Source organism: Bacillus canaveralius (assembly GCF_002860125.1).
Classification (GTDB): domain Bacteria; phylum Bacillota; class Bacilli; order Bacillales; family Cytobacillaceae; genus Bacillus_BJ; species Bacillus_BJ canaveralius.
This window is the reverse complement of sequence record NZ_PGVA01000008.1, coordinates 18,845-32,183: the sequence shown is the minus strand read 5'-3', so window position 1 is coordinate 32,183 and position 13,339 is coordinate 18,845. Positions and strand designations below refer to the sequence as shown.

Genomic DNA, 13,339 nt, shown 5'->3' with positions numbered 1-13,339 from the left:
ATGGCAAAGGGCACAATTATATATATAGGGGGATTTGAGCTTCCTGATAAAAATGCTGCTGCACATAGAGTACTAAATATTGGTAAAATTTTAAGAGAGCTTGATTATAACGTTGTTTATATAAGTATTGATAGAGAATTAACATTCCATAGTAATATTGTTAACACAAAAAGGGATATACAAGGTTTTGATAGTTGGTTTGTTCCTTATCCTCAATCAAATTATCAGTGGGTGAAATACTTATCTGATATACAATCATTTTTAAGAATAGTTGAACTATATTCTGATGTGAAAGCAATAATTTGTTATAACTATCAAGCGGTAGCATTAATGAAGATAAAGAGATATTGCAATAAAAACAATATTAAGATAATTGCAGACTGTTCTGAGTGGTATAGTGTAAAAGGGACTAACATTGCCTTTTCAGTGATTAAAGGAATTGATTCATTTTTACGAATGAGAGTAATACAAAAACAGTTAGACGGGCTTATTGTCATAAGTCAATTTTTAAAACAATATTATAAAAATAATTCGAGCCTAATTAGAGTACCCCCACTGGTTGATTTATCAGAAGATAAGTGGAAGTTATCAGTTACTAAAAATGACGATGATGTTATACGTTTTGTTTATGCAGGTAGTCCTGGAGTAAATAAAGATAGAATTAATGTTTTAATTGAGAGCTTATATCAATTGAAAGAGTTCTCCAATTATGTGTTTTACGTAATTGGAATAACAAAAGAGCAATATTTGGGTTATTATAAAGAACATAATGAATTAATTAGAGATCTTCACAATAAAGTAGTTTTCTTAGGGCGATTATCTCATATAGGTAGTTTGAAATATGTTGGTATTGCAGATTTTAGTGTGTTTATCAGGGAAAATAATAGATTGACCAAAGCGGGGTTTCCTACAAAATTTGTTGAGAGCGTGAGTTGTGGAACCCCGATAATTACGACAAGAAATAGTGATTTAGAAGAATATTTAGTTGAAGGTGAAAATGGATTTTGGATTGAAGGAGATGTTAGAAAAACACTGCAAAGGATCTTAAGTAAAAGCAAAAATGAGATATATGAAATAAAAGGGAACATAACTGGAGACATTTTTGACTATCACTTATATATAAATGACTTTAGATATTTCATAGAAACTATAAATATCAGTAAAAATGTATAACTGTTAATTGGCAAATAAGTGAATGTTTTTTTGCAAACTTAGTAATTACATATCATTGTCATTAATGACAGAAGGAGTCAAACTAAGTTAATGAAAGTATTACAAATAAATACTTATTATGAACATGGCAGTACCGGACGACTGGTAGAACAATTGCTAAAAAAACAGAAAGAAAGTGGTATTGAAGGATATGTAATGTACGGGAGGTCCATTGGTGAGGAGCAGTTAAATGAGAATGTTATTAAAATAAATTCTAAAACTGGGTTTTTAGCTCATAAATACAAATATCATTTATTGGGTAGAAATGGTTTCTATTCTAAAAATGAAACAAAAAGAGCTGTGGAAATAATTGATGAAATAAATCCGGATATTGTTCATTTACACAACATTCATGGATATTATATAAATATTGAAATACTATTTAAGTATTTACATAAAAAAAATATACCAGTTGTTTGGACATTTCATGATTGTTGGCCATTTACGGGTCATTGTAATCATTTTCATTCTATTGGTTGTGAAAAATGGAAAACCGGTTGTTTTTCATGCCCTCTAAAAACTAAAGGGCCTAGAAGCATAATATTTGACCGTTCAAAAGAATCATATGAAGCTAAAAGGAAATTATTCTCAAGCATAAAAAACATGAGGATAGTTACAGTATCAAATTGGTTAAATGAGTTAGTAAAAGAATCTTTCTTACAAGGTATATCATCTAATGTAATTTACAACTGGATTAATAGATCTGTATTTAATGAAGATAAGACAGATGAAACATTTAAAATAAAGCATAATATAGAAAATAAATTTGTGATCTTAGGTGTTGCACCTGCTTGGACAACTAGAAAGGGTATTTCTGATTTTCTTGAACTCGCCAAGATTATTTCTGAGGATGAAATTATTGTATTAGTTGGTAGTACGCTTGAGAATAAATTGTTTGGAGAAAAGCCTGTAAAAAATTTACCCAAGAATATTATTAGTATCCCCCCTACAAAGAATGCAAGTGAGTTAGCATTGATTTATAAATCGGCAGATGTTTTTATTAATCCTTCAAGAGAAGAAACTTTTGGATTAACAACGGCTGAAGCTTTGTCATGTGGTACTCCAGCTATAGTATATGATACAACAGCTTGCCCAGAAGTAGTTGGAATTGATGAAACAAGCGGATATATTGCCAAACCGTTCGACGTTCAGGATTTATACTCTAAAGTTAAATTAGTCAAGACACACGGAAAGTTACATTTTAGTAGAAATGCTATTTCGAGGGTGAATAAACTATTTAACAAAGAAAAAAATCTCAGTGAGTATTTAAATATCTATACTGAATTAGTAAAAAACAAAGGATAAGTAAAAATGAATCAACCGAGTGATTTGGGAGACAAAAAATGAAAAGTGTCAATAAAGTCAATAGTAAACTATTTGGACCATGGAAAATGTTCTTATCTTTTTTTATTAGTTCTTTAATATTATATCTAATAGGACCATGGGAATATCGTAATCGTGATGATGCATGGATGATCTTGTATATTTTGATATTTATTCTATGTAGTACTTTTGCATATAGAGTCGGAATTCAAAAGAAACAGAAGAAAATAAAAAAATTTACTGAACAACCCTCAATACCAACAAAACTAATTATTACCTCTATTTATGTAGGATGGGCCATATCATTGTATGTGTTGGTATACGGTTTTAATAAATATGGACTCCCAAACAGTAGTAGTATTGCTTCTAGTATGGCACAAGCGTACTCTGCAGGAAGAAGTAATGTTAATATTGAAAATGTATTTGCTCTTCAATTATATGGGAATTTTTCATTTTTTATATATACAGCATTAATTCTAGGGACACTTTATTTTAATAAATTAAACATGATTAATAAAGTCCTTATTATATGGTTATATCTTAATTTATCCTTATATTATATTTTCTATAATGGTACACAGAAAAACATTGCGGACTTATTTATAATATTACTGTCTGTTAAGTATATAAAATTTATTAGAGAAAATAAAAAATTCGCTTTTACGAAAAAAACTACATTCATAATAGCAGGAATAATAATACTTGCCTTTTTTGTTAACGTACTATTAGGACGGGCTGCGATGATGAACTTTTCTAGAAACTTGTATATTACTAGTCATTATCATCTTAATTTTGATCATTGGATGATCAATTGGCTTCCATTCGACATTGGATTAGCGATATCACTCGCAATTTTTTATTTTTCTCATGGGTTTTATGGACTTTCTTTAACCTTACAGCAACCATTTGTATGGACATACGGTTTAGCTAGTATTCCGAATTTAGCAGTGGTAGTAACAAGAATCATTGGAGAAAGTAGCGTAATTGATGGATTAACCTACCCCGAACGGGTGGAATCAGCTACTGGTTACTCAGCATGGTCTATATGGCACACGGCATTTCCATGGCTAGCATCTGATTACACCTTTATAGGCGCAGTGTTAATCCTTTCCGTATCTGCTTATATTTATGGGAAAACTTGGAGAGAAATTGTTTTTGAGGGGAAATGGCAATCTGTCTTATTATTCACAATTCTAAATATACAATGGTTATATATGGTGGCTAATAATCAATTATTTACAGCAAGATCCACAACAATGATGTTTATGGTTACCTTGTTTCTTTGGATTATGCGTAATAAAAAAATTCAGATAAAAAAGTAGTGGGAATTTTATAATATAGTGTTTTATGAACATCATTTAGATTCCTTCTAATTCACGTTAACGTTTTATAGAGCAAAAAATATACTGCTCTTGAAAGGAGAAAAATATGAAGGTTATATTTTTATCAAACTATTTAACGCATCATCAGATACCTTTTTCTGAAGAAATGTATAACATGCCAAACGTGGATTATTATTTTGTTGCAACTTCTATAATGCCCGATGACAGAGTCACTCTGGGATACACAGTATATAAGTCAGAAGATTATCCATTTCTGATTTCCTATAATAATAAAAACTATGAGTATATTGAGAAACTTATCGATGATAGCGATTTGGTAATTATTGGGTCTGCGCCCTATAAGCTAATCAAAAAACGTCTTAAAAATAATAAATTGACCTTCGCATATTCAGAACGATTGTTTAAAAATTTTAAATCTTTTTTAAGTATTATGTTAAAGGGGAATTTTTTAAAATTATATTACTTACCAAGTAAAAAGAGTATGACATATATGTTGTGTTCCAGTGCATTTACTGCTTCAGATTTAAGCAAAATATGTTCTTATAAAAATAAGGTATATAAGTGGGGGTACTTTACCGAGCACATCAGTTATAACACTGAGGAGTTGATGCAGAAAAAAAAGAAAGATCGAATTAAAATACTCTGGGCTGGTAGAATGTTAAAATGGAAACATCCTGAAATGGCTGTTAAGACAGCAGTACGATTAAAGAAAGACGGATATAATTTTAATTTAGATATTATTGGAACGGGTGAAGAGGAATACCTAATTAAGAAGCTAATTAAGCAGTATAATTTGGACGATTGTATCACGTTGTTAGGTGCAATGAGCCCAAAGGAAGTACGTGAACATATGGAAAATAGCAACATATTTTTAGTCACATCTGATTTCAACGAAGGTTGGGGAGCTGTTCTAAATGAATCAATGAATAGTGGGTGTGCGGTTATCGCGAGTCACGGAATTGGTTCTGTACCATTTTTGGTGAAGGATGGTGAAAATGGTCTAATATTCCGAAATAGAGATATTAATAGTCTTTACAAAAAAGTTAAATATTTATTTGATAATCCGACCAAAATCGAAGAATTAGGTAACTCTGCTTATAAAACAATAAACGATCAATGGAATGCAAAAGTAGCAGCAGAGAGATTAATAATATTGGCACAACAACTCTTGGTAAATAAGGATTATTATGGGATTAAAGACGGTCCATGTAGTAAAGCGTATATTCTTGATAATAACTGGTATAGATAGTTTAAAATGAGAGTGGGTTTAGTTATGGAAATTTTATATATATCATGTTACCCCAGTTCATATTTCAAACGATTGATTAATGAAAGTAAGACACTGAGTTCTCAGCCAGCCCAAAAATTCAACAAACTTTTTGTGGATGGTTTTAAACAGAATGGTGTCAACATTTCTGTGTTATCAACATTTAACCATATTAGTTGGGATAAAGAAAAGCTATTTGTAAAGAAAGAATTTATTAATGAGAATGGTATAAAATATTTTTTTTTACCATCATTAAAAATAAAATATCTGAACTTTATTTATATGCATTTTGCACTCAAAAAATTTTTAACTAGATGGAAACGGGATTACCCAGAAGGTATCATAATTATTGATTTCTTAAAACCATTTTCATGGCTTATATCAAAATATGGAAGAGGTAATAAGATTTTAACTATTGTAACTGATTTACCAGAATTTTTACTTAATGACGTAGGCGATATAAATAAAATAAAAAATAAGATTAAACTAAAGAATTATAATAAAGTAATTGAATATTCTACTCATTATATTTTCTTAACAGAACAAATGAACAATAGGTTAAATAAAGACAAGAAACCACATTGTATTATTGAAGGACTTGTTGACTACAACATGAAAAAAAAGAATGAAGTTATCCAAAATGATACACGTAAAATATGTTTGTATTCTGGTGCTCTACACAAAAAATATGGCATAGCTAATTTAGTAGAAGCTTTTACTAGTACGAAGTTGAAAAAGTATGAGTTACATTTATATGGAACTGGTGATTATGTATCAGAGTTAAAACAGGTTATAAAAAAACACAGAAATATCAAATACTTTGGAAATGTAGAAAATACTATTGTGGTACAAAAACAGTTGGAAGCGTCAATTTTAATTAATCCTAGACCTACTAATGAAGAATATACAAAATACTCATTTCCTTCAAAAAACATGGAGTATATGGTTTCGGGTACGCCAGTTATTACCACGGAGTTGCCAGGGATGCCAGATGAATATAAGAAATATGTATATCTCATGAAGGGCTTTGATGTAGAAGACATAATTAGTAGTGTTTATGAAGTTCTAACCAAACCTGATGATGAACTTAAACAAAAAGGGGTATCAGCAAGAAACTTTGTGCTAAAGGATAAAAATAATATAGTTCAAACGAAAAAAATTATTGATATGTTGAAGATACCACAGTTTTAAATTATAAAAAATATCATTGGGTTAGGTGATAATTTTACTGGAGCGGGTATGAAATTGAAGAATTACTACAGAAAAGTAAAAGCTATTTTTCAAAAGGGGAATGATTTAACTACCCAACAAGGCAGAGCAAGTGAAAGAGAAAAACGGATTATATTGACTTCTTTAGCTGCTGCAGTTTCTCAAGTTTTATCTATGGCTGTTCCGTTAATAACTGTTCGAGTATCTCTAAACTATATGGGAAGTGAGATATACGGATTATGGATGGCGGTTACTACCTTTTTCGCATTATTCACTTTTGCTGATTTAGGTTTAGGGAATGGCTTACAAACTGAATTGAGCAGGTTGATGGGAAAAAAGAACTTTTTGAGTAATGCTAGAGTATTAGTATCTAGTTCATATGTTATGTTATTATCGATTGCTATGGTGATTCTAGCAATTTTTTTTATTGCTTTTCCTATGGTTAATTGGGGCGAAGTGGTTAATGCCCAATCAAAAAATACTGCTGAGCTCTCTAGACAGGTTGTATTAGCAATTTTTATACCTAAAATAATTGGAATACCAATAAGTTTAATTAGAAGAAATCAAGCTGCCCTACAAGAAGGCTTTATCAGTTATGTTTGGCAAATAATAGCAAATATTTTAAGTGTGATCTCAATTTATATTGTGGTTATTTTGGATATGGGTGTTATTACATTGATTCTAGTTTCGTCCATTATTCCACTCATAGTAACCATATTCAATACATTTCAGTATTATTTGAAACGACATCCTGAATTGACACCTAAAATAAAACACTTTGACTTTCAAAAGTCAGTCTATATGTTTAGGTTAAGTATAGGTTTCTTTATAATATCTATTCTTAATACTATTGGATTAAATATTGATAATTATATTGTTGCTAGAATAGCTAATTTGGAGAGTGTGACAACATTCTCGATTGCGTCTAGGGCTACACAATTAATCAATGTTGCATGCACCATCATTAGTAGTCCACTATGGGCTGCTAATGGGGAAGCATTAGCAAGGGGAGATTATTTTTGGGTTGCAAAAACCACAAGAAAAATGTCGTTAATAAGTATGGGTATAACAATGATGAGTTCAATTATAATGTTAATATCTGGTCCAACATTATTTGAAATTTGGTTGGGTTATGATATTAATATCTCATTTAGACTATTAGCTGGATTATTATTAATGCAAATTTTGCTTGCATTTATATCGCCATATTTTATGGTCTTAAATGGAGCAGGAAAAGTCAAGATACAAATCTATGTTTTTTTAATATACAGTCTTTTTTCTACTACACTAAAATTTATATTTGGCTATTGTTTAGGAATAGAGTCAATTCCGTATATAGGTTCATTATGCTATGCAATAATTGTAATATTCCCTGTGTATTATACGGTACGTAAAATTTGTTCAAATAATAAATATGAAGAGGGGTTATCTAAAAATGTTTAAAGATAGAGTATTATTGATTACAGGCGGTACAGGTTCGTTTGGTAATGCTGTTATGGAACGTTTCTTGGGTACTGATATCAAAGAAATTCGTATTTTTTCACGTGATGAAAAAAAACAGGATGATATGAGAAAACAATTTAAAAACGATAAGCTTAAATTTTATCTTGGTGATGTAAGAGATTTGTCTAGTGTTAAGAATGCCATGCACGGTGTTGATTATATTTTCCATGCAGCAGCATTGAAGCAAGTGCCATCTTGTGAGTTTTTTCCTCTGGAAGCTGTAAAAACAAATGTAATTGGAACAGAGAATGTACTAACTGCGGCGATAGAATATTGCGTAAAAAAAGTAATATGTCTTTCAACCGATAAAGCTGCATATCCAATTAATGCGATGGGAATTTCGAAAGCTATGATGGAAAAGGTTTTTGTTGCAAAATCCAAAACAGTATCGCCAGATAGAACTCTTATTTGTGGTACAAGATATGGTAATGTAATGGCCTCTCGTGGTTCAGTTATTCCATTGTTTATTGAACAGATTAAAAGTGGGCAGCCTTTAACAGTAACAGACCCAAATATGACTAGATTTCTTATGAGTTTAGAAGAGGCTGTTGAGTTAGTCATATTTGCGTTCCAAAATGCTGAGGCAGGGGATATTATGGTTCAAAAGTCTCCGGCTAGTACTATTGGTGACCTTGCTCAAGCTGTAAAGGAGCTTTTTAATGCTAATAATGGAATTAAAGTGATTGGTACTCGTCACGGAGAAAAACGGTACGAAACCCTTCTTACAAAAGAGGAATATGTAGTAGCTGAAGACTTAGGTGGTTTCTTTAGAGTTCCTGCTGACCAAAGAGATCTTAACTATGATAAGTATTTCGCAGAAGGAGACCAAAAGCTTACTAATGTAAAAGAATATAATTCGGACAACACACAAATTCTGAATATTGAACAAATCAAGGAAAGATTATTAGTATTAGAATATGTACAAACCGCGCTTGCAAATTGGAAAAAACAAAACGTATATATTAATAATTAAGAATTAGCATCAAAATTATTGATTTTGTATACTTTGCCATTGCTACATTTTAATAAAGTGAAAGGGTAAAAGTACATTTGAATGATATTACTTGGAAGTGATAAAAAACATTATGAAAATATTCGCAATTGGTAAAAAACTAGTTGGTAAATATCCCTGTTTAATTAGGTTAGGTTCCTTAATTTATAATATTATAGGATTTAATAAAACAAGGTTAAAAGGTGAAAATAATATAGTATATTTTAAATCAAGTTTCTTAAAGAAAACAACAACTGACATCTTTGGAGATAATAATACTGTAAGACTAGGTGACAAGTGTTTTTTAAATAATGTAAAAGTATATATTAATGGAAATAATAATAAAGTCATTGTAGGTAATAGAGTAGCATTACTAAATACAGAAATTTATATTGAAGATGATAATAATGAAGTAATAATAGGTGATAAAACAACAATATTTGGAAATACTCATTTAGCATGTATTGAGGGTAAGAGAATTATAATAGGAAATGATTGTATGTTCTCATCTGATATAGTATTCAGAACGGGTGATAGCCATTCTATTATCACAAGGAATGGTATTAGGGTTAATGAGTCAAAGGATATAATAATAGGAAATCACGTGTGGATTGGTAATAAAGTAATAATTACAAAAGGAGCCTATGTCTGTGATAATTCTATTGTAGGCACAGGTGCTATAGTCACAAAACATTTTAATGAAGAGGGAGTAGTGTTAGCTGGAAACCCTGCAAAAATCATTAAAAAGAATATAAATTGGTTAAGAGAAAGAATTTAAAGAGGTGTTTTTTATGAAAATACTTGTTACAGGTGCAAGAGGATTTCTTGGGAAAAATCTAATTGCAGAGCTAAATAATAAAGGATATAAAGAGATATTCGAATATACGCGAGATAGTAACAAGTCTGTACTTGAAAAATATACAAAAGAATGTGATTTTGTATTTCATTTAGCTGGGGTTAACAGGCCAAAAAATGAAGCTGAATTTATGGAAGGTAACTATGGATTTACTTCTCTATTGCTAGCACTTCTAAAGAAACATGAAAATAAAGCTCCCATCCTTATTACCTCCTCTATTCAAGCAGAAGGGGATAATCCTTATGGGAAAAGTAAAAAAGCAGGGGAAGATCTATTTTTTAGTTACTACAAAGAAACTGACGTAAAAGTTTATGTATATAGACTTCCAAACGTATTTGGTAAGTGGAGCAAACCTAACTATAATTCGGTGGTGGCAACATTTTGTCACAACATTTCAAGAGGCTTAGACATCCAAGTAAACAACCCCGATGCGGAGCTTAACCTTTGCTATATAGATGATGTTTTGGAGGAGTTTTTAAGAGCGTTACATGGTGAACCAACAATTCAAGGTAACTACTGCGTTGTACCAGTAACTCATTCGATTAAGCTTGGAGATTTAGCTAATCTTATTCAAAGTTTCAAAGAAAGCCGAACCAATTTAAGCATTCCTAATATGGAAGATGCATTAACTAAAAAGCTTTATAGTACGTATTTAAGCTTTTTACCTAAAGATAAGTTTTCTTATGATCTTAAAATGAATTGTGATCACAGAGGATCGTTTACTGAATTTATCAGGACACCCGAAAGAGGACAAGTTTCTGTAAATGTATCAAAACCAGGGATAACAAAAGGTAATCATTGGCACCATACTAAAAATGAAAAATTCTTAGTTGTGAGTGGAGAAGGTTTAATTCGGTTTAGAAAGTTAGATTCTGATGTAATTATTGAATATAGAGTAAGTGGAGAAAAATTACAGGTTGTAGATATCCCTACTGGATACACACACTCAATAGTAAATGTGGGCGAAAGTGATCTTGTAACAGTAATGTGGGCAAATGAACCTTTTAATCTAGATAAGCCGGACACTTACTTCGTGGAGGTATAAAAATGAAGAAATTAAAAGTCATGACTGTCGTAGGTACAAGACCGGAAATAATAAGATTGTCCGCTGTTATTAATAAATTAGAAGAATCAAAAGCAATAGAGCATATACTTGTGCATACGGGACAAAATTATGATTATGAACTAAATGAAGTATTTTTTAAGGACTTTAATTTAAAAAAACCGGATTATTTTCTTGATGCAGCTACTGGAACAGCAGTAGAAACTATTGGGAATATCTTGGTTAAAATCGACCCTATTCTGGCTGAAGTGAAACCAGATGCGTTTTTAGTTTTGGGAGATACGAATAGCTGCTTAACTGCTATTGCTGCAAAAAGAAGACATATTCCAATTTTTCATATGGAAGCAGGTAATAGATGCTTTGATCAAAGAGTACCGGAAGAAACGAATAGAAAAATTGTCGATCATACAGCTGATATTAATTTAACATATAGTGATATTGCAAGGGAATATCTCCTAAGAGAGGGAGTCCCAGCAGATAGGATCATTAAAACAGGAAGCCCTATGTGTGAAGTGCTCAATACAAGAAAAGATGATATTGAGAAATCAGATGTATTAGAGAGATTAAACCTTGAAGAAGGAAAGTACTTTGTAGTATCAGCTCACAGGGAAGAAAATATTAATTCAGAAACCAATTTTATGGACTTAGTTAAAAGCTTAAATGAAATAGCTGAAAAATATAATATGCCTGTCATTGTAAGTACACACCCAAGAACTAGAAAAATGCTTGATGCTAAAAGTATAACATTTCATCAATTAGTAAAAACGTTAAAACCATTAGGGTTTAATGATTATGTAAAACTTCAAGTTAAAGCTCAAGCAGTACTTAGCGATAGTGGTACGATTAGTGAGGAATCTTCTATTCTTGGTTTCAAAGCACTAAATATAAGACAAGCCCATGAAAGACCAGAAGCAATGGAAGAGGCATCCGTTATGCTGGTTGGGCTCAAAAAAGACAGAATACTACAAGGATTAGAGGTTTTAGCGGCCCAAGAAAAGGATTCATTAAGAACTGTAGGAGATTATAGTATGCCTAATGTATCGGATAAAGTACTTAGAATTATATTGTCTTACACAAATTACGTGAATAGGGTTGTTTGGGGAAAATCATAAATTTTTACCGAAAAATAAGAAAAACTATGGGAATGATAATAAAGTCATTCCCATAATTTTTTAAATAGAGTCATACACGGATATTTACGTGGATACTATACTCGTCAATATCCGGACACAGGCAATACCGTCAACTTTCGGAAATATTAGGTCGCTAAAAACACCAGACCATTTTCCTGGCCAACAGTTATACATGATGGGTGTCGTCCAATAAATAAACACCGTATGGTTATTGTTAGGCTGGAAACGAACTGCATACCTTATACCTTTGAAACTGGAATCGCTTAGACCATTCAACGGTGTCTTGACAGTAATTCATGGTGGGAACAAATTATTAAAGGTGAGTATAGGAACTATTATGAGAAAACAGTATAGTTGAATCAATGTCAGTAAAATAAACATACATAAGATGGGCAAGTATAACACGATATTTTAAAACTGCGCCAATTTCTAAACCCCCATCAAACAGAGTCTTCCATGTTTGGTGGGGGTAGTGTTTTTAGGGAGCGGATCATAGATGCGATGCAATAAACTCCGCTTCTCCTACTAAAGTAAAAGTCCCGAAATCAAAAGGCAGCATGAAATGGTCACCTTTCTTAAATGAAACATGCTGGTTATTCACTTCTAAAGTCCCCTCACCGCAAAGAACACTAACAAGCTGAAATGGTTTCGTTTGCTTAAGTGAAGCATGTCCGTTCAAAGCCCACTTATGTACTGTAAAATATTCTCCTTCAATAAAGGTAGTTATTTTTAAATCATCAACCGTTGCTTTCACCGGCTTGATGTCGGGCTGATGGGAAGGAATGGTGGTTACTTCATTCGATTTTTCGATATGAAGTTCTCTTAAGTTTCCATCGTTATCTCTTCGGTCATAGTCATAGACACGGTAGGTTGTATCCGAATTTTGCTGGGTTTCCAGTATGAGAGTTCCTTTGCCGATTGCGTGAATTGTTCCGCTTGGTACAAAATAAAATTCACCTGGTTTAATGGGAACTCTTCGTAATAGCTTATCCCATTTTCTTTCCTCGATCATTTCGACAAATTCTTGTCTGGTTTGCGCGTGGTGGCCAAAGATGATTTCGGCTCCTTCTTCACAATCAATGATGTACCAGCACTCTGTTTTACCGAGCTCGCCGTTTTCGTGCTTATGAGCAAATTCATCATTAGGGTGGACTTGAACGGAAAGATCGTCATTTGCATCCAATATCTTCGTTAGTAACGGGAAGCGGTCTCCGCCAACATTTCCGAAAAGCTCTTGATGGTTATCCCATAGCTCCCCTAATGTTAACCCTTTAAATGGACCGTTTTTAACAATGCTTTGTCCATGCGGATGGGCAGCGAACGCCCAGCATTCACCAGTCTGACTCGATGGAATTTCATAATCAAAAGAGGTGAGTTGTTCTCCACCCCAAATTCTTTCTTTAAAAACTGGCTTAAAAAATAATGGCTCTCTCAACGCA

11 protein-coding genes are annotated in these 13,339 nt (G+C 32.0%); 10 read left to right on the top strand and 1 reads right to left on the bottom strand.

The genetic code is table 11. The features are described from left to right. From CU635_RS04575 to wecB, 10 genes are all read left to right on the top strand, one after another. Positions 1-1,173: a glycosyltransferase gene (locus CU635_RS04575; protein ID WP_101576001.1), complete on the top strand. Its 1,173-nt coding sequence runs from the start codon at positions 1-3 to the stop codon at positions 1,171-1,173. 90 nt (positions 1,174-1,263) lie between these two features. Then, positions 1,264-2,517, top strand: a complete 1,254-nt coding sequence (locus tag CU635_RS04570) for a glycosyltransferase (protein ID WP_101576000.1) — start codon at positions 1,264-1,266, stop codon at positions 2,515-2,517. Between the two features lie 38 nt (positions 2,518-2,555). Continuing rightward, positions 2,556-3,857 carry a hypothetical protein gene (locus CU635_RS04565; protein ID WP_101575999.1) on the top strand — a complete coding sequence of 434 codons (1,302 nt, stop codon included), beginning with the start codon at positions 2,556-2,558 and terminating at the stop codon, positions 3,855-3,857. A gap of 106 nt (positions 3,858-3,963) precedes the next feature. Next, a complete protein-coding gene (locus tag CU635_RS04560; RefSeq protein WP_101575998.1) occupies positions 3,964-5,127 on the top strand; it encodes a glycosyltransferase in 1,164 nt (387 codons plus the stop codon). A 24-nt stretch (positions 5,128-5,151) separates the two neighbouring features. Then, entirely contained in the window at positions 5,152-6,336 is a 1,185-nt protein-coding gene (locus tag CU635_RS04555; RefSeq protein WP_180956461.1) for a glycosyltransferase, read from the top strand. Between the two features lie 54 nt (positions 6,337-6,390). Next, a complete protein-coding gene (locus CU635_RS04550) occupies positions 6,391-7,797 on the top strand; it encodes a lipopolysaccharide biosynthesis protein (protein ID WP_180956462.1) in 1,407 nt (468 codons plus the stop codon). Then, the gene (locus CU635_RS04545) at positions 7,790-8,830 is read left to right on the top strand and encodes a polysaccharide biosynthesis protein (RefSeq protein ID WP_101575995.1); all 1,041 of its coding nucleotides are present in this window, start codon (positions 7,790-7,792) and stop codon (positions 8,828-8,830) included. The genes CU635_RS04550 and CU635_RS04545 overlap by 8 nt, the downstream gene beginning before the upstream one ends. A gap of 91 nt (positions 8,831-8,921) precedes the next feature. Further along, on the top strand, positions 8,922-9,626 hold the full coding sequence (locus tag CU635_RS04540; protein ID WP_125928297.1) for an acyltransferase: 705 nt from the start codon (positions 8,922-8,924) through the stop codon (positions 9,624-9,626). A gap of 13 nt (positions 9,627-9,639) precedes the next feature. Continuing rightward, a complete protein-coding gene (locus CU635_RS04535; protein WP_101575993.1) occupies positions 9,640-10,749 on the top strand; it encodes a capsular polysaccharide biosynthesis protein CapF in 1,110 nt (369 codons plus the stop codon). 2 nt (positions 10,750-10,751) lie between these two features. Next, positions 10,752-11,879 (top strand): non-hydrolyzing UDP-N-acetylglucosamine 2-epimerase, encoded by a 1,128-nt coding sequence (wecB, locus tag CU635_RS04530; RefSeq protein WP_101575992.1) that lies wholly within the window; start codon positions 10,752-10,754, stop codon positions 11,877-11,879. A gap of 511 nt (positions 11,880-12,390) precedes the next feature. On the opposite strand, the gene manA is transcribed toward wecB, so the two are convergent. After that, complete coding sequence (manA, locus tag CU635_RS04520) at positions 12,391-13,335, bottom strand: mannose-6-phosphate isomerase, class I (RefSeq protein ID WP_101575991.1); 945 nt, start codon at positions 13,333-13,335, stop codon at positions 12,391-12,393. Between the last annotated feature and the right edge of the window lie 4 nt (positions 13,336-13,339).

Excerpts from the sequence above, each read along its gene's own strand:
- CU635_RS04560 (WP_101575998.1), top strand. The coding sequence starts at position 3,964 with ATGAAGGTTATATTTTTATCAAACTATTTAACGCATCATCAGATACCT.
- CU635_RS04575 (WP_101576001.1), top strand. The coding sequence starts at position 1 with ATGGCAAAGGGCACAATTATATATATAGGGGGATTTGAGCTTCCTGAT.
- CU635_RS04565 (WP_101575999.1), top strand. The coding sequence starts at position 2,556 with ATGAAAAGTGTCAATAAAGTCAATAGTAAACTATTTGGACCATGGAAA.
- CU635_RS04535 (WP_101575993.1), top strand. The coding sequence starts at position 9,640 with ATGAAAATACTTGTTACAGGTGCAAGAGGATTTCTTGGGAAAAATCTA.
- CU635_RS04570 (WP_101576000.1), top strand. The coding sequence starts at position 1,264 with ATGAAAGTATTACAAATAAATACTTATTATGAACATGGCAGTACCGGA.
- CU635_RS04545 (WP_101575995.1), top strand. The coding sequence starts at position 7,790 with ATGTTTAAAGATAGAGTATTATTGATTACAGGCGGTACAGGTTCGTTT.
- wecB (WP_101575992.1), top strand. The coding sequence starts at position 10,752 with ATGAAGAAATTAAAAGTCATGACTGTCGTAGGTACAAGACCGGAAATA.
- CU635_RS04555 (WP_180956461.1), top strand. The coding sequence starts at position 5,152 with ATGGAAATTTTATATATATCATGTTACCCCAGTTCATATTTCAAACGA.